This is a genomic window from Candidatus Melainabacteria bacterium, assembly GCA_003963305.1.
GTDB lineage: Bacteria > Cyanobacteriota > Vampirovibrionia > Obscuribacterales > Obscuribacteraceae > PALSA-1081.
Genome location: RXJR01000009.1, coordinates 512,988 through 531,609, shown reverse-complemented (window position 1 = coordinate 531,609; position 18,622 = coordinate 512,988). Strand labels below are relative to the sequence as shown.

Sequence of the window (18,622 nt, the reverse complement as noted above, 5' to 3'; positions counted from 1 at the left end):
TTATGCACACAAAGATCGCTTTACCCGAGCCGATTCTTTGTTTCATTGTAGGCTTTTTTTCAACTGGAGTATGGATAGCACTGCTTTCCATCAGCGTTGATGGTCTTTTTTCGGCGTTCGACCCATCGTATGAACTTCCGATTCAGAATTTTGCGCAGCCATTTTTTATGTACGGGATTGAAGGTGGCTTAGTGGGAGCAATGGTGGCACTCGTGTTTGGTCGATTTGTACCTCAGTCATTCAAGCATCGAGAGACATGGATGATGATTGGCGTGCCTCAAGTTTCGTTCTATTTAGCTGGATCAACAGTGACCGTCCTCAATGCAGTTGATTCAAAAACATCATTTCTCAAATTGATTCCACAACTCATCAGCTTGAATGAGATGACGGCTATATACTCCGCAGCAGCGGGCGTCTGCTCTCTATTGGTTATCATTGCTCTATGGCTAATTCGCTCGCAAAAATGTCAGAATTCGCCCTAAACTAGTTAACGGTCGCGCAATCCTTCGAATCCGCATCTGCTGGTTTATTACTTGCAATGGTGATGATTAATTACCTGACGCGGACATTTTTCAAGTTCTGTTGACTCCAAGTGGCTCCAGTAATTTCTTCCAGCTAGGACTGATCTGTTCAGCTTCTGGCAGTTTATCGAGTTCTTGTAGAACTAGCTGTACTTTGTTTGTGCGGGCAGCATCTGTATTCTTCAGAAGCCAATTCAAATTGCGATCCGTTTGCGCGGAGGCAAATTGACCTTTCCATTCTTCTATTGGGACATATCCCCGCTCTCCACCATACGCAAGTGGTTCTGCAATTTCATTGACTGGAAATTGAACTTTCTGAACCGGAGTTCGGGAAGCTGCCGCTACTCGCTCTTCAAATGTCATTGCCTTAGCTTGTGTTGCGACAGCAGATTCAGATGTAGCCGCTTTCGCGACCGTTTTGCCAGTGTTTCCCTCAGCCACTATATCTAACAAACTTAAACCTCTGGCAGACGCAGCCTCAATCGCTTCTTCGGTCCTGGCTAAAGCTGAAAGTCCAGCTTTAGCTATCAATGATTCTCCAGCCATTTTTGAAAAACCTCAAAGAATTACCTATTCAGTGTTCAATCAGGGCTATAAAATTTGCATGAAACCACTTGGAGGCAATTACGCGTCTGATGCGTGAATTACCATGGCGCCTCAGAGAAACAAGCTCTTATCTTCACCGACGCACCACAAAAACTTAGTGCAGGACTTCGAATTCAAGACTGATTCTAGTCGTAAATTTGACCTTCATTTTGTCCACACCCGGCATGAAAACAAAAAGGTTTCTCTTCAATACGAAAAGCACCCAGCATTAAACCAAACTAATGAGCCCCAAAGGCAGACCAGAGGGAGACCAAGAATTTGCGATCATGAAAAGCTTTGCGCCCAGAGAGATTCGAACTCCCGACACCTTGGTTCGAAGTCTCCTCCAAGCAAGTTTCTCACACGCACGATACAATGCATAATCACTGATGAACACTGGGTTTCCGAGTTATTTGAAGTAGACAAAAATTCACCAAAATTCTTCAAATTTGATGCAAAAAGGGAGACCAGGGGGAGACCAGAATCGCATTTTTTGAGGCGCATATGAACAGCCCAAAGCCTGACAAATACCCGAAAATCAACTTTAGCAAACGCACGATCGAGTCACTGCCACTTCCGCCAAAGGGGAGACGGGCGAGGTACTACGACGAAAAAACAAATGGACTGCTTATCCAAATCACTGGTAGCGGAGCCCGCACTTACTGGGTACGAAAAAAAGTCGATGGCATCTCACAGTGGGAACGTATAGGAGATGTTTCGATTTTCTCAGTCGAACAAGCGCGAATGAGAGCATACGAAATCAACGGAAGATTGGCCGACCGGAAGTGCAAAGATATTCGCACCAAAACTCTTCGTGAGGAACCAACTCTCCAAACTTTGTTTGATGAATATATTGAGCGACATGCAAAAGAAAACCGAAAGACATGGAAAGATATGGAGGCGAATTTCAAACGCTACGTTGTGAACTTTCACATCTCTGGCAGAAGATCGCTGGCGTCACTAAAGGTATGTGATATCACCAGCGGTATGGCGCATGATTTACACAAAAAGCTAAAACACGATGGGCAAAGTCGAGCTCAAGCGAAAAATACCATCTGGTTACAGACACAGAACAAAAGATTAGCCTGGATCGAGAAACAGCTTTCAAAAATAAACAAGGAACTTGATGAAGGACCTTCAAATTTTGCAAGAAGCGAGAAACTTCAGGAACGAAAAACAAACTTACTCAATTGGAAAGAAAAAGCCGAATTAAAACTGCAGGAACTCAATTCTCCCAAAACGAAACTCGATAGACAAGGTTCGTACTCTGCAAATCGCACCATTCAGCTTCTAAAAGCGGTCGTCAACTGTGGAAAAAAGTTCAAATCTTACACCGGAGACAATCCGTTTGACGGTATCACTTTATACAAAGAGGAGAAGAGAAAGAGATTCCTGACGGACAACGAAGCTGCCCGCCTATTTGACGTATTGGATAAGCTTAAGGGTGACACTCGAGACATCATCACTCTTTTGTTACTAACTGGCGCGCGGAAATCGAATGTTTTATCACTACGCTGGGAAGAAATTTGCTGGGATACGCAAACGTGGACAATTCCTGAAACAAAAAATGGGGAATCACAAACAATCCCACTGGGTCCTGAGGAACGAACAATTCTACTTGCTCGCTGGAACACAGCCTCTCAAGCCAAAATGAGCGAATATGTGTTTCCTGGAAATGGCGCCACTGGGCATATCGTTTTTCCGCGCAGGTCTTGGGTGTCGGTTTGTCGCCAAGCTAATCTGAAAAACTTCACCATGCACGATCTACGAAGAAGCCTGGCAGCAAAAATGGCTAGCAGCAACGTCAATATCGCCATCGTCAAAGGTGTCATGGGGCACAAGGATATAAAAACGACATTGAGCGTTTACGCTCATACAACACAGAGCGCTCAACTTGAGGCTCGCCTCGCTGCTCATGATGCTTGGCGAGAATCCAACAAGAATCGACCCAGAAATACTAATACAGGTTAGTTTCCACGGACTTTCGAACAGTATTGCCGCTCAGTGAATAGATCTCGGAATGAAAACTCTTCCAATCGAACGATGATCAGCGACTCACCTTTGAAAGACGAAGGCTAGCGATCAGGACCAGCGGCCAGAATGTCGGATATAAGTTGCACAACAAATCGCAATCATGTTGAGTTATGTGGTCCGAAAGCTGACCGAGCTTTACCTTTCGGGTTGAATAGCGAGGCGCCGCAAATAATAGTCAGCCGCGCGAGCAGCATGTAAAGCGGATTTAAGCGCACGCGCGCAAACTTTCGACATCGATTCGCTAGCTGCTGACTGCTGTGAAAGCATTCTGGAATCCGCTCGCATTTGCTCGCGCCAGTAATTCACAACGCTTCAAGCTTGCTTATTGTATTGTGACATGGTGCTCGAATCGCACTCGAATTGATTAATAGCGGCTAAACATCAGGTTTTAGAATCTCTATAGCATTTCGCCAATCAGGCGCCGCGCATTCTTTTGACACGCAAATGCGCACGTTCAATATAGTCGACACGCTCATGCGGTTGCGTTGAATGCTTTGCGATTGTTAGGTTTCAGACCTTCGCAGTTCACATTCCTCCAATCGGCTCACCTGACACCAAAAGACGTCTAACCACTTTTACGCAAGCTTTCGAGTCGCATCAATCTAATTGGTGTGAATTGCGCCTTGCGTCCGTGAACCGCGAAGAATCAACTTCAACAGCCGAATAGGAAAAGCCATGAAGATACGAAATCTTCTACCCGGCTTTGCGCTAGCCGCGCTCTTAGCGCTAGGCATAACCGGAACCGCACATGCGAACGACTACACCGGAAACTGTGCGAACTTTCCAAACCTTACCGGAGGTGGAACCTTCGATGGACACGGTGACGTGGATATCAGCGATACCGGTACATGTTCATTGCCACAGGCAGTTACGGCAACAGGGCACGTCCACATCACTGCCTCCGGCTCAATCAGCACATCGACGACGATTCAAGGCGCGGGCGAGGTGACTTTGTCCGGAACTTCAGTCAATGTCAAAGACGTTGTCTCAACTGGAAATCGTCTGAAAATCATTGCGACAAGTGGTGATATCGACACGCAAGCAGTAACTGCAAACGGCGAATATATCCAGGTTCTTGCTCCATCGGGAAAAATCACTATAAACGGCGCCGTTACCGGACACAATTTGACGGAAATTTTCAAAGCCAGTGATGACGTAGGTTTAAAAGGCGGTGCGACGAACAACGGTGGTGATGTGCGAGTCTTCGCTCACACCAGCGGATCTTCTAACACCGCTTTTGAAATAGGTTCTAGCAGTTCAAACGGCGTCACTTTCATCAACACGAACGGTGTCGGAAGCGGAACCATCTACATTTCAAATGGAGTCAGCACTGGTGGTATCAACTACAGTGGCTCGGACAAACTGCAAGTCCGAGCTTCTGGAACTCACGCTGGTACAATCGTTCTAGATGGTGGTTCGACAAACAAAATCACCCTAGCTGACGACATGAACGCAAACGGGAGCGCGGGTCAGTCATCCGGCGGTATCTTGCTGTTTGCTCCAGAAGTGATTAGCAATGGCGCGACTCTGAGCGCCAACTCACCTGGGCACCATGTGGGAAATATCTCGCTTACAACTAACAAAGTGACAATTAACTCTGCAGGACTCAATCTAGAAATCAATGGCGACGGTTCTTTTCCTGACTTTGTCAATCTCTCGATCACTCCAGTTGGTTCGTGGAGTGTTACCGGCAGCGATGATCCAGCTGCATTTGTTACCTTCGGACCCTTTACCAGTTCGCCGAACACTCTATCTATCACCGGCACAGGGCTTTTCTATATCAGCGCGGACGGCTATGGCAATGGTCTGAAGATATGGGGGAATTCACTAACAATAAACCCAGGTGCAACCTTGATTAGCCAGGTTGGCGGTTGGAATGCGATTGCGCTGTCGGCATGGGATGGAGCAAGCACTCTTTCTGCATTGACGCTAGCAGGCAGTATCGAGATTCACGAAAACACCGGCGCTCCTGGTGAAGGGCGAAACCTGATTGAAGTCGATGCCGTGAGCATCAACACACTGACATCTCGCGTCCTTCTCGACGCGTCTGGTACCTCAGGTGGTGATGGAAGCAACATAACGATTGCTCCAACTCAAGGCGCTATAAGCTTTGGGGATAGCGGCTCTAACTTCAGCTTAAATGCGAACGGAAGCAGTACTGGGGGCGATGCAGGGACTATCTATGCGGGATCTGGCAGTGATTCGCTGACTCTTGTGATAAATGATGGTGAAGCAATTACTGCTTCTGGCTTGGCCAATAACGGTAACGGTGGCTTCATTTATGTGGCAGGAGCGTTCGTCTCATCGACCGGCAATATCCGCGCAGATGCAAACGGCTCCGGCACAGGGGGAAATGTCACGATTGATCAAACCGACCTTGGAGACGTAATGACGCTCTCTGGTGCAGTTATCTCGGCTTCTGCTGCTTCTGATGGTTCGGGTAATGGAGGCAACATTACCATAAATGGCATGTATAGCGCTGATCTATCGACAACACTGATTAAGGCTCTAGGCAGCTCAAATGGCAATGGCGGACTGGGTGGCACTGTGATAGTGAATCTTGCAGGCGGAAGTGGAACTGATCCGCTTAACGTCAATGCATCCATTTTTGTATCCGGTGACACAGCATCTCTGTCTACAACCGATTTTGACGGTTCAATCAGTCTCAACGGAACAACATGTCAGCAATGGGTGACTAAAAAGGCGTGGCCAGCAACTTATTGGGATTGTGTAAACCCCACGAGCCCTACTCTCACACCAAATGCTGCCGATGTAGTTGCAGCCGCTAGTGCGCTTCAATCGACACTAACCACAAATCCCGGACGACTGAAAGATGCGAACCATCAGATCTATATTTTTGCAAACCCGGCGGCGATGAATTCGTTCTTCGGGACCGGTCTCTCACCTGATGAAGCCGTTGGGCAAACCTTTCCGCCCGCACATGTCGGTGCCGTGTTTGTACAAGACGGCTTCGGCAACACTAACATGTACATGTCTCAAACGATCCTTCATGAACTGGGTCATGCTTTGGACTACATCTGGGGTAATCCGTATTCACTGATATCCGGAGGTGACTGGGAAAATGCATACAACGATGATGTAATTTCTCCGGCGCTGCCTGGGAGTGGAACAATCAATGATGTCAGCTGTTTCACGCTCTGGCCGTCGCCGCTAACCGTATGTGCAGATCATTCTGGAACGAATCCGGCAACTTCGCAACCTTGGACTAATTGGGAGATCTTCAAAGACATATACCCACAATGGGACCAACGAGAGATGCTGGCAATTCTCATGGCGTACCGTCAGAGCGTTCTACATGGTGGGTCATACCATGGAGATCCTACCTTCGAAAATACGCTGCAGTATTTCCCTAACATGATCTTCCACATTGATCATGCTATCTCAACAGGTACGCCATAAGCGGAACCGTATTAATGCTTATTATGAGGGGGAGAATATCCCCCTCATTTCACTATTAAGCAGGACGCCAAGACAAAGACAAGACAGGTACGGACTCATCACATCTTACTCGATAGCGTTTTAGCAAACCATTCTGGAAAGTAGTATCGATATGAAAATGTAGCGGATGCTGACCTGTTAGCACCAGATCGAATGTTTTGTCTACTTTTGAAGCAGTCTCTGAACGACGAGCTTCTTTCGACCCCCAGAGCTGTTCGCAATCAGACAATGTCAATTCTGATGTAGGCGGGATAGGACCATAATCGCCGAATCCCGCAGGATTGAGCATGGAAGTTGTGTCTGGTTGAACAACCAAGATAGCGGAAATATTAGTTTTTCCGGGTTTAGCCAAAGCAAAAATCTGAGCTTTTTGCTGGCGAGGGTGAGCTACGTTCTGACGACAAGCGATGATTGGATAAGCTCGATTCCCTAAATCTAAAAACTTAGCTCTTATTTCCTTTTCGTGTTGCTCTGCCTCATCGACTTGAGGAAGCAAAACAATTGAATAACTTTCGAGACCCTTTTTAAGTGTCAACGATTTGTTCTCAGGTTTTGCTGCTGAGCCAAGATGCAAGACTGCTGTGGCTAGTAAAAGACTTAAAACGATTCTTCTGGGCATTGGTTCGCGATCTCAGCAAGGGTAATGCGATGCAGGTTGTTGGTACTATTATTCACTAAATCACATCTTTAGTACGTTGACTAGTCAGCGTGCGTGAAATCCAAAGTGCGTGAAATCCAAACCACACTCAATACCCAACAAATTCTATTCTGTTAGAGTCCATCTCAACACACCATAAGCAGTATCAAATATTTATCGACAATTCTTCGATTCTTTTGGCGTTTTCCTTTTTTCGCCTTCACCTACGACAAGCCTTAGTAAAAATATGAGTAAGTTCAACAATAGGCTCGTTTGAGCAACCAGGAGGCTCATCATCTGTGCTGCTGTATTGAGCAAATGCAATTGAGCCATCAATAGCGAATGTCAATGCACTCAGCTCACCAACTAATTCTCCTGAAGAAGGTTCAGCCGCGTGGTCTATTTTGTGATGTAAGTGTAGTCGATGGACATGCGCAAGTTTTCTCGCATTTAAATCCAAACAATCGGGCAATGTATTTTCCGGTCGAATACTACTCAAAAAAACGTCCGCATTATAATTTACGGATCGGTACACCAATACCAAGACAATAACACCCAATCACTTGTGGTGGTCGAAAACAGCGTCGAGGAATTGCGGACTAACCGTTGCAATTCGATTGATCAACAGACATTAAAACATTGATCGGCTAGGCACCATAAACGATTTCATCAATTAGCCAGGTCGCTGCACGCTTCATCTACAGCGCTCGTCTCTATCATCAGTCCTCTGTTCTCTTTCGTATGTTTCTTCGCACGGACTATCCAGTTCTGGCTGTTTATCACTTATCCGACTCGACAATTCGCGCGATGTGGCGTCGACATATTCCTGGAAATAAACAGCAAATGCCGAAAATCCCCTGTCTAACTCCTCGTGCCTGATGTCTTCTACACGAGTCGTTTGTCGAATATATTCTGCTTCAGGTCCGGCCACCGCGCGTATGTCCCTGTCAATTTGGTCCAGTCCATCTAGCAGCTTGTCTAATTCACAGCCTTGATTAGCCATGACTTTGCTTTCCGAAATAGATTCAATCAGGGCTAGTTCACGGCGAGCATCTGCGGCCAACTCAGGAAAACTTTCCTCAATGTCATTCCAATACTTTCTCAATTCCCGTGTTTGATATGTTTCATGAAAATCGAGGAGCCTGCCTGCGGATTCTGTTTGATACTGCTTGTAGCTCTTTTGGCGGTCGTAACTTGGCTCCGTTGCCAATGAGTTTTGTAATTCTTGCTCGAAAACTTTCCAGTCGCTATAAGTCCCACTCGCGTCACCAAACATCAATCTTTCGAATTCTTGATCGCCTCGTTGTCTGTGAAATTGGAGCGTTGCTGCACGAGTGGGTTCTTGCAAAATTCGTTTCAACTCGCCGTCGAGGTACCGGTCCAAAGAATGTTCTCGTTCTAGATATTCGTTGCCCCATTTCCTCAGGTTTTTACTGTCCTTGCCACTCAGGTGTACCCTTCGCCCCTGCAAGTCCATGCCTATCACAACAACGTGTGTATGAAAGTGTTCTGTATTTTCGTGGTTGACTGCATACCACTCAAGATCAAGTCCTTTGCTACGCGACAGCTCGGTCATCATCTCTCTGGTGTATGCAAACATATCGGCGTTGTTTAATCCAGGAGACAAAATGATCTTGTGGATCTGCACGCCGGCCTGGTCCAATTCATCTAGCCTTCCTTTTATTTGACTGCCTGTGATTGAATCACTTTGGCTGTCGAAGAACTTCCTCGGACCGCACTCTCGGTCCTTGCCTTCTCTGTATTGAATGTAATTGATATGGGCTTTAGCACGCGTCAATCCGCTGCGTCCTTTGACATAGCTCCACTTCACGACTGCTCGGATCATGCTTTACGATCCGGTTTGCTCTCGCAGCTCGTCTTCTTCCGGCCTTAACTTGGAGCGCATTTTTTTAACACCGCTGGCATAACATTCAGAGAAGAGCTGACCCCTCTCGTCTTCACCCATACGTGACCAGAGAAGATGCTCCGTCGCGAAGATGCCGACTCCCAGTTTTACAAGAAGTGATGCGAACCGATTTTCCATTTTTAACAGCCTCTTTTCGAGTGGTGATTGTTGCTCGTCGAGCAACTCCGATTCACGAGTTTTCATGTAGTAGCGGATCGCTTCTCTGGCTACTTCAGTCTTCGTTTTGCCTTCCAACCGGCAAAATTGATCAAATTTGATATGGTCAGGTGCGGCTAGCTTGGTTGCTATTGTTGGTGTTCTTCGACGCATGGATTTACTCCTCTTCTAGGTTATGAAGCCAATCGTTTGATCGAGTGGCACCATTGGCAGTGAATCATAGTTATTGAGACGCCAGAACTATAATTTTGTGCCGGATTAAGCGATAGCGCGACGAAAACAATCACCATATACGATACCATATTTCAGTCAATAGTGATCAATGGTGAGAAAGTGCGCATGCAAATCGGCGGGGGCACGCTGGACGTCATAACCTGACGCCGCTTGATGATGTACCGAACCAAAATAGCTTTTCTTCTTGGCTTGAGGGTCTCAGACCGCCGCCTTAACAGTGATTGATCCGTGCGGAACCATGCGCGAAGAATGCATCTACAAGGTACCCGGGAACAGTGACCGGAACGTTTCATCCTGCCTTACTTCGTGCGGCGTCGCAAGCTGCACGGAGTTCCGTAAGGTTCGATCCAGCAAGCGATCCAGGCAATACACTAACACTTTCAACCACCATCGATCGCCACTATCAATTTCGCATTTTAGCCCGTTTAGGACAGATATGCTTGGGTTTACAGGCAGTGGCAATAAAAATGATTTCGCCAACTATGGTATCGCCAACAACACCAGGTCATTATCAATATTCAACTATAAAGAGCAACATCACTGAGAAGAAATTTCTCCAGATCGGAAGAGCAGGCACCGAGCGAAGGCGAACTAGCCTCGCGTCATGAAAGTCAGCATTTCCGAATCCTTGTCCTCTCGCCAACAAGCGAAAAGGAGCCCGGGTGAGGGCTTTTCAAAACTTTCAATACAATCAACTAAAAACGCTAGCAACGACAAATTGAAATCGAGCAGTCGATTCTGCGTATCCGTCATCTTGCAATTTTTGCGCACTCTGGTCCAGAAAAGAAGCAATCGGGCCGTGTCGCAATGCTGTCATGAGAATGCTAAGCTGTGGTGGAGAATAGTTTAAAAACTACTCCAAAATTTGGCTCTGGCTAGCGAAGCTTAACCGACGAGTGCGATCGCATTGTCAATAGAACGACTCGACAATTAAGCAAACAATTTAGAAAGATTAAGTCAAACTAATACTCCCAAAGGGGAGACCAGAGGGAGACCAAGAATTAACGATCCCGAAAAGCCTTGCGCCCAGAGAGATTCGAACTCCCGACACCTTGGTTCGAAGATTTTGCCTTGTCGCCCAGGGCGAACCGATGTCGTATATAGTCAGCCTGCGAAAACCTCCGAAAGCCCCGCTAGCCTTGTCCTTCCAGGGTTTTCACCATTGTTGAGCCACAGTTTTCCCGGTATATCTAATGAATAAGCAATCGGAATCTAATGGGCACTTGCTGGTCACTTGTTTTGAGGGGAACGACCAGGTCATGAAACTTACCCAGGCGTCAATCCTGGGTATCACGTACAGCAAAATCCAGGGATCACAGGATGTCCGTTGGGACGACACGCTTCCGGGGTTCGGTGTGCGTGTATACCCGACTGGAAAAAAATCGTTCGTCGTGAAATACCGCATTCACGGGCGACAAAGAACGATGGTCATCGCGCCTTGTAATCTGATGACATTGGAGGAAGCCAGGAATCGAGCGAAGCGAATATTCGTCAATATTCTCGACGGCAAAGATCCGCTGGCGGAACGAGAAAAGAAGCCGATTTTGTTCGATGAACTATGTGTCGCTTATATGGAAAGGCACAGCAAGCCTTATAAAAGCGTGAACGAATCGAGGGAAGACCAGCGTCGCATCGATAACTATCTTCTGCCGGCATGGCGTAATCGCGCGGTGGCAAGCATCGAGCAAAGCGACGTAGCCGCACTTCATAGCAAAATCGGCATAAACAAGGTGGGCAAGCGCGGCGGACCCTACGCGGCGAACCGCGTCCGCGAACTTATTCACAAGATGTTCGAATGCGCGAAGATTTACAAAATGCTCGAGGCTCACGCGATCAATCCGGCGAAAGGAATCGAAGACTTTCCAGAGAAAGCCCGGTCGCGGTTCGTGACTGAAGACGAAATGCCGCGCTTGGCGCAGGCAATTTCCGCATACCCTAACCCTTACATTCAAGCGGCTCTCTGGCTATATCTTCTGACCGGTCTTCGGCATCAGGAACTATTGCGGCTCAAGTGGACAGACATCGACTTCACAGCACGGATGGCTAGAATCGGTTTGACTAAAAACGGTTTGGTTCATTACGCTCCGCTGTCGGCTGCAGCCGTCGAAATATTGCGTCGCATTCCACGAAAGCAAAACAACTCTTATGTTTTTTGCGGACACCTTGCCGGAAAGCCACTTTACCGAATCCAAGCCGCTTGGAAGACTATTCGAAAAAATGCAGGAATCGAAGACGTTCTGATTCATGACCTTCGCCGAACATGCGGCGCCTGGCTGGCAATGTCAGGGCATAGCTTGCCCGTTATCAGTAAAGTTCTAAACCAGACGAACGAACAAGTGACCGCCGTTTATGCCAGGATTTCAGATCCTCACGCGAAAGGTGCGCTGGAATCACACGGCGCGAAAGTGGCGAAGTTCATTCGCCGGAAGGACCGTCGCGCCTGACCTCGCCGGAAGACGCTTCGTTAAGGTTCCGCTGGTCTACAAATGCGCGTTCTTCCGGCGTCATCTGAACGGGCAAAATTACTAAGTTTTCGGCAAGGATTAGTTTATTCGGCTTATTGCAGTCCAAGCAGAATCCGTCTTGAATCAAGTGATTTACGCCGACAATCTGACACTTTTCGATTCTCGCTTCGTCTGTCACGATACCACCACGCGCAATACCGACGTATTCGGCGGCAGTTTCGACAGGTCGACATCATACCCGCCGGCTTCGTCTTCCCAGTACTCAGTCAGAACTGGATTCAGCCCGTGTTCGCTCAGATAGACGACGGCTTCTTCTAATTCCTTCACTACAGATTCGGGCGGTTCATGTCCGGCAGATTGGCACAATTTAATCAAGTTCTGAAGTTCTTCGACTCGATTCGTCGACTTGATAGCGATCACTCTCAAATAGCTGGACATGATTTTTCACCCGCGTTTTCCCTCCGAAATTTTAGCGCGGTCTTCTTAGCAGAACGCAGAATTTTTTTGTTCGCCTTCTTTTCTGCAATCACCAGCGAAGCCGCGCTAGTCAGGGAAAGTACGTTAGGAAAAAATGGCGCCATGTTCGTCTTTCGAATACTGGCGCGGCACTAGCTGCGGTGCACTCGTTTTAATGCGTATATCTTTCACTTGAGGGAATGTAGTAGATAGTTTTAGAAGACGACACCAAATGAGGTGCCATAAATTCAGGGTTAGGACCTGGTCGACCGTTTTTACGTAACATTGCAGTTTTTGTATTCCCGTAGCGTTTCGTCTACAGAGGCGAAATTAGACGATGTACCCTTAGCCCTAACCCTGTGCGTTATACAGACTCAGACGTTTTCAAAATAGATACTAATTTCCCTGAATAGATATGTAGTAAAAGTGAATACAAAAGTGAAAGGAAAGTGAATCTTCAGGGAAAGCGTTTTAGGCGCCTGTCTAGAAAAGGGAAAAAGGGAAAGCAAAATCAAAAATCGCTCTCATATGCGCGACCTAACAACGCACGCAGGCGGAATATATATTACGCGTAACAACGCACGCAAACAAAGCTTCGCGCGCACGCTGCGAGGCAAAAAAGCCAAAATGCTTTCCCTTTTTCCCTTCTTCGGGCCTGGCTGGGATCTTGCTTTCCCTGAAGATTCACTTTTGGTTCACTTTGCTGTCACTTGGACCCGCTGGAACCCGCATGAATGCTACGTCTTCGAACGACTTTTGTCAATTTGATTTTCGAAATCCCCGAAACGCACACAGGCGCCTTTCGTTAATTCTTGGAACCAAAACCGCTAAAAACTGCCGATTTTGTTTTATATTGCCCAGAGGAAGGTATATGCGAATGGTCGACGGTCGAAGCATGGAAGCAAAGACTAAAATGCCTGACGGTCGTTCTTATCAGCAGCACCTTACCGAAGCGCTGAAGAACTTCGAAGACGCAGCATTCGCCCTGGACCGTCTGGTTCCTGGTGGCATTAAGGTGCAACTGTCGAAGAAGTCAGACAGACCGCAAGATACACAGCGCTTCGTTCAGAAGCTTGGATTAGTGATTCGCTTGGAAAAGCACAGACAAGCAGCATCCGACAATTTGCAGGTAACTGCATGAGCGACACGAAGATGTTCTTCGTGCTTGCGAGTTTAGGACTAACAGCCTATGCGGTCGGTCATGTGAAGCCAGTCTTAGCGTTCGCCCTAACCATGGTGCTAAATGCGTACTGACCGGGAACTACTAACAATGTGGCAACGTGGCTATGACACTGCAAACGCAGAAAACAGGCTGAAGCTGCGCGTTATGTTTGCGTTCTTGTTTCTCCACAGCATAGTTATCATGGGTCTGGCATTGCAGGTGAACCATGCCCTATAAAGCCAAGCACAATTGCGCATACTCAGGCTGTCTTGTCGAAGTGACTGGTCGCTACTGCGATAGACATAAGAAGCAGACAGTAAGCCAATCTCAATCGAGTAGTGAAGACAGAAAGCACTACAAGACGACAGACTGGCAAGCAAGACGCGAACAGCAACTAATCGACGAACCCTTCTGTGAAGCCATTCTTGACGACGGTATCAGATGCAATGCTATTGCTACTGATGTCGATCACAAGACAGCTAGAAACAATGGTGGCACAGACGAACCTTCGAATCTTCAGTCGCTGTGCCATTCTTGCCATAGTCGAAAGACAGCACGATTTGACATGAAGCGCCAGAACGGAAGATTCGCATCGAAAGCTGCATCAGTAGCCATTCTCGTGCTAAGCGCGCTTTCAAATGGCGACACCACGCATGATACCGCTCTCAGAAATCCAGAAACCCCGAAACCCGCACAGGGTGGGGGGTGGGTCGGATTTACGGGAAGCCGCGCCCCTGGGAACGCGGGGGTGCCTCCGAAGGCGTGCCCGCAAAATCTCTTAGGGGGGATGCCAGGGGGGGATACCTCAGAAGCCCTTCTGTGGCGCCGTAGACGCCGAAAACCGGTGTCGATAGCCGATTACTACACCGTCATCGTTTCAGCGCAGCCTGCGGGAACGAAAAATAATGCCGGTGTCTCAAATTTTTCAATGATGGGCAGCTGCTTTTCGACGTGTCGTTCCGCCTCCGACGACACGTCGGTTCGCAGCGCACTAAATGCGGTGGCATAAATGGAAATCAATCTTTCACATTGCGCACCAAATACGGTGATGACTGGAAAAATGGCGGACCTCCGCCGGCAGTTAGGGGAAACCTGGGAAAGCTATCAGCCCGAACCGCAGTGTCCGAATTGTAACGACTTCAAAGAAAACGGCTTTCTTTGCACGAACTTTGAGTTTCACGGCAAGCCTTCGCGAAATCAGCTTCGTGTAATGCGCAATCGACTGACGCGCGTTCGTCGTGACAAAGCTGGGCTTCGGAAGGTACGCAACTAAATGGAAAGCTTAACAGACCGACACCCTTTCGCTGTTTTCTTCGTCGGTGTCGCCTTCGTGGTGGCGCTTGGCTGTATTTCTGCGAACCTAACAGCGCAGGAACAGTACTGGCTTCAGACTTGCGCGCTCGAAACTCACGGTTCCGTCGAACGTGAATACGCCGGCGAAACCATTCACACCGACTCAAAGGGCGTGCCTTATGGGTCTTCAGTCGATTGGCACTACTACGTTCGCACGTCAAAAGGCAAGCGAATCGAGTATAAACAGCCATATGAGCGTGAATAGTCAATGCGATATTACGACAAAGAACAGCGCCGTGATATGTACCGTGCCATGCTTCCAATGCTGGTAAGAATAGCGCGGAATCATGGTTACTGTCTGGCTGTTCATGGTTCCGAAACGCGCGACCTGGACCTGGTAGCAGTGCCCTGGGTCGAATGCCCTTCAGAACCTGAACTTCTAGCCGAAGCGATCCGGCTTTCGACGAATGCTTACAACCATGCGGACTATCCGAATCCAGAAATGAAACCACACGGGCGATTTTCGTATTCGTTTTACATGCAGAACAGCGGATACATTGATTTGTCAATCATGCCGCCAGTTAAGAAGGCGGTATGAGATGAGTCTAGAAAAACTGCAGCACGAAGTAATAGAAAAATGCGGCTGTAAGGCTGTTTATGCGGATTCGGCGCAAGAAAAACTGACAGAATTAGACGCGTGTTCGATTGAATGCGCGACAAAATTTCTTGAATCGATAGGCGATTTCGAAGTCGTAAACTTGGAAACTACAAACAAAAAAGGCGAAAAACTCGCCTATTCATGCGTAATACAACCGTCAGGCGTCGTCAAATTACCCTGATCTTTAAGTAGAAAGTAGGCAAAAACAATGAAAAAACGTCAGAAAACCGCATTAATTGCGGCATTTTTGTTTGCACTGTCAGTGATGGCACGTCCAGCGGAAGCAAAACACCCAATAAAACGCACCGTCAGGGCGATTCTTGCGCTTCCAGTGTGCCTAGTCGCCGGCGCAGCGGTCGGAATCGTCGTCGGTAGCTTCGGCGCGCTGACCGGTCCGGCAATCTGGATAGATATAGTTCGCAGTGATGCGGCAGAAGACGCAGCGGAAGACGCAAGACTGGCTGCGCAGGCGGCGAAGGACCAGGCGAAGTAGTGAACATAACGAAAACGTTATACATCGAACCGGAAGCGACGTTTAATCGCCTTCTGACGTTCTCCGCGAAGTTCGATATCAGCGCGGCAACATATCAGTTGGTGGTGAGGAAGGAAAACAGCCCAGACCTTCCAGACTTGTTCGCGTCCGATGATATGTCGCCGGACAGCACGACAGAAACCGACGGCGTCTGGACTTCACAGCTTGTCTGGACAATGGATATAGCAGAACTGCGCGCGGCATTCGGAACCGGCTGTTATTACTGGCTGAAACGCACCGTCGGCGATATTGTCGACGTGGTCCAGGAAGGTACAATCGACTTCAGTAATGATGCTGACGACGTGACAATCGTCGACGAACGCGAAGTCGTTTCTGTGACGTATGAAGGCGGCGGCGGTCCTGGCGGTGGCATCACGACCGAAGAACTTGACGCAGCGATAGCCACACGTCAGCCACTAGACGGCGATTTGACAGCACTAGCGGCGGGCACCGTGCCAGGCTTTATTACAACTGCGATTTCGACAGCGATATCTGCGGCAGCCGGAAACTATCAGCCAGCCAGCGGAAACCTGAACACGCTGGCGGCTAATGGTGTCACCAGTGGTATTAGTTCCGCGATATCTTCCGCAGTGGCTGGAAAAGCTTCGACTACTTATGTAGACAGCGGCGATGCGGCGACACTAGCGACAGCCGAAAGCTACACTGACAGCGCCGTGTCTGGTTTGGTGAATGCGACTTTCGTATCGTCAGCGATATCGACAGCCATAGCTGCGCTTAGCAGCGTCTATCAACCGTTGGCGACGCACTTATCGACACTAGCCGCCGGCACGGTGCCAGGGTTTATTTCTAGTGCAATCAGCAGCGCCATAGCTGCGCTGTCCAGCGTATACCAGCCGCTGGCTTCGAACCTGACAGCGCTCGCCGGCGGCGCGATAACTAACGGCGTGACTGCGACAAAACAAACCCTGGGCGACAATACTGACAAAGTCGCGACTGATTCATTCGTGCATGACGCGGTAGCTGGCTTAGCGTCTTCGTCTTCGGTGACTGCGGCAATATCCACAGCTGAAAGCTACACCGATACCGCTGTCGCGAACATGGCGAAGACGAACAATGCGAACAGCTGGACAGCTTCACAGACGCCGAACGCGAACAATGCTATCGACCTGGGCAGCACTTCGAAATGGTGGCGCAATCTCTTTATAGGTGCAGCCACTTATTATGCGAAGCTTCAGACAGGAACGCTGACCGCTAACCGCACGGTGACTATACCCGATGCTGATTCAGTAACGGTCAGACCGTCCACTGGAAGCGCTGGTCAGTATGTCAACGGTCTTGATTCTGACGGCGCGCTGACTTACGGAACGCCGTCGGGCGGTTCGGTAGATCCACGAACGAATGACTTCAGGCTGTCACTAGCCAGCGGTGTGTATAACGATTCGGCATCTGGTGTGACAGGCGCCACCCGTATCTATTGGACACCGCCGCAGGCTGCTGGCGGGACCGGCAAAGTAAAAACACGCGACGCCGGCACATGGACAGAACACCAGTCGTCTGAAATCTATCTAGACTTTCCAGCGAACCCATGTCAGCAGCAAGACATCTATGTTAATTACAACGGTTCGGCGCTGGTACTAAGCGCCCAAGCTGCGGATTCGACAGGACGCGTATCAGGCACCATAACTGATGCGACAGCTGCGGCGCCTTGCGTTCTTACTTCAAATAACACGCTGTCAGTCGGCGACTTTATCATGATTACGGGCATCACGGGCAGCATGGGTAGCGATTCTTCAGCCCAGGGGTTAGGTGATCGTATGTGTCGCGTCTCCGCGCGCACTTCGACCACTATCACACTGGAAGGCATGGACACGACTGGTCTAACCTATACGTCTGGCGGAACATGGTATAAAATCCCGACGACGCCAGCCGTCGCGCCTGTTCAACAGGATAATGTCTGGTGCAAAACAGGCGCCCTGGACTATCGCTGGGTCGGTAGAATCCGCACTAGGGGCGATGGCACCATATGTGTAGTCAGTGGTCGAATGCTGGTCGATAACGTTGATAACGCGATCAATATACCCGCGTCATGCAAAGACACAGCATCGAACTGGACGCTTCCAGCCAGTACGAATACATGCAGATTGACGAACCTGAATTCACTTCCAGGCGCCGGAAGAATTGAATTCGTTCAATGCTTTGCAAGCAATCGAAACTTTCGCGACTTCGGAACCGCTATCGGCTTCGCCGGTGCATACAACTACGAAATCGGTCTGCTTTTGAATAAGTGCGCCGTAACGTTACCGCTGCGAGATAATACGAACGTTCCGATTTCAGCCGGTGCCGGTCGTGCCAGCGGCGGCAATGGTGAAATAACGATGCAGATAAACGAAGCGAACGCAAGTATTCCTGCTGGTTCAGGCTGGATTCAGCGCATGGAAACTAACGGCTTTTCTGGCGCCGCAACTTCGCCTTATGGTTCGCAGTCCAGCGGCGGTGCGTATAACTTCAGCAATGGTCTTGTCGGAACACTTTCGCACTAAAG

General features: G+C 48.7%; 17 protein-coding genes. 11 read left to right on the top strand and 6 right to left on the bottom strand.

The features are described 5' to 3' along the window. Positions 1–2: 2 nt before the first annotated feature. Complete coding sequence (locus EKK48_12395; protein RTL42778.1) at positions 3–482, top strand: hypothetical protein; 480 nt, start codon at positions 3–5, stop codon at positions 480–482. A gap of 90 nt (positions 483–572) precedes the next feature. Here the strand turns inward: EKK48_12395 and EKK48_12390 are convergent, their stop codons facing one another. After that, a complete protein-coding gene (locus EKK48_12390) occupies positions 573–1,067 on the bottom strand; it encodes a hypothetical protein (protein ID RTL42777.1) in 495 nt (164 codons plus the stop codon). 543 nt (positions 1,068–1,610) lie between these two features. Between EKK48_12390 and EKK48_12385 the strand changes: the two genes are divergently transcribed. Then, positions 1,611–3,077 carry a hypothetical protein gene (locus EKK48_12385; protein RTL42776.1) on the top strand — a complete coding sequence of 489 codons (1,467 nt, stop codon included), beginning with the start codon at positions 1,611–1,613 and terminating at the stop codon, positions 3,075–3,077. 738 nt (positions 3,078–3,815) lie between these two features. Next, positions 3,816–6,560: a hypothetical protein gene (locus tag EKK48_12380; protein RTL42775.1), complete on the top strand. Its 2,745-nt coding sequence runs from the start codon at positions 3,816–3,818 to the stop codon at positions 6,558–6,560. A gap of 55 nt (positions 6,561–6,615) precedes the next feature. Here the strand turns inward: EKK48_12380 and EKK48_12375 are convergent, their stop codons facing one another. The 3 genes from EKK48_12375 to EKK48_12365 form a co-directional block, all read right to left on the bottom strand. Beyond that, a complete protein-coding gene (locus tag EKK48_12375; GenBank protein ID RTL42774.1) occupies positions 6,616–7,134 on the bottom strand; it encodes a hypothetical protein in 519 nt (172 codons plus the stop codon). 796 nt (positions 7,135–7,930) lie between these two features. Continuing rightward, positions 7,931–9,082 (bottom strand): hypothetical protein, encoded by a 1,152-nt coding sequence (locus EKK48_12370; GenBank protein RTL42773.1) that lies wholly within the window; start codon positions 9,080–9,082, stop codon positions 7,931–7,933. A 3-nt stretch (positions 9,083–9,085) separates the two neighbouring features. After that, the gene (locus EKK48_12365; protein ID RTL42772.1) at positions 9,086–9,472 is read right to left on the bottom strand and encodes a hypothetical protein; all 387 of its coding nucleotides are present in this window, start codon (positions 9,470–9,472) and stop codon (positions 9,086–9,088) included. Between the two features lie 1,274 nt (positions 9,473–10,746). Here EKK48_12365 and EKK48_12360 point away from each other — a divergent pair. Continuing rightward, positions 10,747–11,997, top strand: a complete 1,251-nt coding sequence (locus EKK48_12360) for a DUF4102 domain-containing protein (GenBank protein RTL42771.1) — start codon at positions 10,747–10,749, stop codon at positions 11,995–11,997. Here the strand turns inward: EKK48_12360 and EKK48_12355 are convergent. Then, the gene (locus EKK48_12355; GenBank protein RTL42770.1) at positions 11,969–12,196 is read right to left on the bottom strand and encodes a hypothetical protein; all 228 of its coding nucleotides are present in this window, start codon (positions 12,194–12,196) and stop codon (positions 11,969–11,971) included. The genes EKK48_12360 and EKK48_12355 overlap by 29 nt on opposite strands. Next, the gene (locus EKK48_12350; GenBank protein ID RTL42769.1) at positions 12,193–12,456 is read right to left on the bottom strand and encodes a hypothetical protein; all 264 of its coding nucleotides are present in this window, start codon (positions 12,454–12,456) and stop codon (positions 12,193–12,195) included. Before EKK48_12350 ends, EKK48_12355 begins: the two co-directional genes overlap by 4 nt. A gap of 895 nt (positions 12,457–13,351) precedes the next feature. Here EKK48_12350 and EKK48_12345 point away from each other — a divergent pair. The 7 genes from EKK48_12345 to EKK48_12315 all read left to right on the top strand — a co-directional run bounded on the left by EKK48_12345 (position 13,352) and on the right by EKK48_12315 (position 18,620). After that, entirely contained in the window at positions 13,352–13,615 is a 264-nt protein-coding gene (locus tag EKK48_12345) for a hypothetical protein (protein RTL42768.1), read from the top strand. Between the two features lie 247 nt (positions 13,616–13,862). Continuing rightward, a complete protein-coding gene (locus EKK48_12340; protein RTL42767.1) occupies positions 13,863–14,645 on the top strand; it encodes an HNH endonuclease in 783 nt (260 codons plus the stop codon). 264 nt (positions 14,646–14,909) lie between these two features. Next, positions 14,910–15,194, top strand: a complete 285-nt coding sequence (locus EKK48_12335) for a hypothetical protein (protein ID RTL42766.1) — start codon at positions 14,910–14,912, stop codon at positions 15,192–15,194. Positions 15,195–15,197: 3 nt separating this feature from the next. Next, positions 15,198–15,527: a hypothetical protein gene (locus tag EKK48_12330; GenBank protein ID RTL42765.1), complete on the top strand. Its 330-nt coding sequence runs from the start codon at positions 15,198–15,200 to the stop codon at positions 15,525–15,527. Position 15,528: 1 nt separating this feature from the next. Then, the gene (locus tag EKK48_12325) at positions 15,529–15,768 is read left to right on the top strand and encodes a hypothetical protein (GenBank protein ID RTL42764.1); all 240 of its coding nucleotides are present in this window, start codon (positions 15,529–15,531) and stop codon (positions 15,766–15,768) included. 27 nt (positions 15,769–15,795) lie between these two features. Then, complete coding sequence (locus tag EKK48_12320) at positions 15,796–16,080, top strand: hypothetical protein (GenBank protein RTL42763.1); 285 nt, start codon at positions 15,796–15,798, stop codon at positions 16,078–16,080. Next, complete coding sequence (locus EKK48_12315; GenBank protein RTL42762.1) at positions 16,080–18,620, top strand: hypothetical protein; 2,541 nt, start codon at positions 16,080–16,082, stop codon at positions 18,618–18,620. Before EKK48_12320 ends, EKK48_12315 begins: the two co-directional genes overlap by 1 nt. The last annotated feature ends 2 nt before the right edge of the window (positions 18,621–18,622 follow it).

Bases quoted from the DNA above. Each gene is read 5' to 3' on its own strand.
- EKK48_12395 (RTL42778.1), top strand. From the start codon at position 3: ATGCACACAAAGATCGCTTTACCCGAGCCGATTCTTTGTTTCATTGTA.
- EKK48_12390 (RTL42777.1), bottom strand. From the start codon at position 1,067: ATGGCTGGAGAATCATTGATAGCTAAAGCTGGACTTTCAGCTTTAGCC.
- EKK48_12385 (RTL42776.1), top strand. From the start codon at position 1,611: ATGAACAGCCCAAAGCCTGACAAATACCCGAAAATCAACTTTAGCAAA.
- EKK48_12380 (RTL42775.1), top strand. From the start codon at position 3,816: ATGAAGATACGAAATCTTCTACCCGGCTTTGCGCTAGCCGCGCTCTTA.
- EKK48_12370 (RTL42773.1), bottom strand. From the start codon at position 9,082: ATGATCCGAGCAGTCGTGAAGTGGAGCTATGTCAAAGGACGCAGCGGA.
- EKK48_12365 (RTL42772.1), bottom strand. From the start codon at position 9,472: ATGCGTCGAAGAACACCAACAATAGCAACCAAGCTAGCCGCACCTGAC.
- EKK48_12360 (RTL42771.1), top strand. From the start codon at position 10,747: ATGAATAAGCAATCGGAATCTAATGGGCACTTGCTGGTCACTTGTTTT.
- EKK48_12350 (RTL42769.1), bottom strand. From the start codon at position 12,456: ATGTCCAGCTATTTGAGAGTGATCGCTATCAAGTCGACGAATCGAGTC.
- EKK48_12345 (RTL42768.1), top strand. From the start codon at position 13,352: ATGGTCGACGGTCGAAGCATGGAAGCAAAGACTAAAATGCCTGACGGT.
- EKK48_12340 (RTL42767.1), top strand. From the start codon at position 13,863: ATGCCCTATAAAGCCAAGCACAATTGCGCATACTCAGGCTGTCTTGTC.
- EKK48_12335 (RTL42766.1), top strand. From the start codon at position 14,910: ATGGAAAGCTTAACAGACCGACACCCTTTCGCTGTTTTCTTCGTCGGT.
- EKK48_12330 (RTL42765.1), top strand. From the start codon at position 15,198: ATGCGATATTACGACAAAGAACAGCGCCGTGATATGTACCGTGCCATG.
- EKK48_12325 (RTL42764.1), top strand. From the start codon at position 15,529: ATGAGTCTAGAAAAACTGCAGCACGAAGTAATAGAAAAATGCGGCTGT.
- EKK48_12320 (RTL42763.1), top strand. From the start codon at position 15,796: ATGAAAAAACGTCAGAAAACCGCATTAATTGCGGCATTTTTGTTTGCA.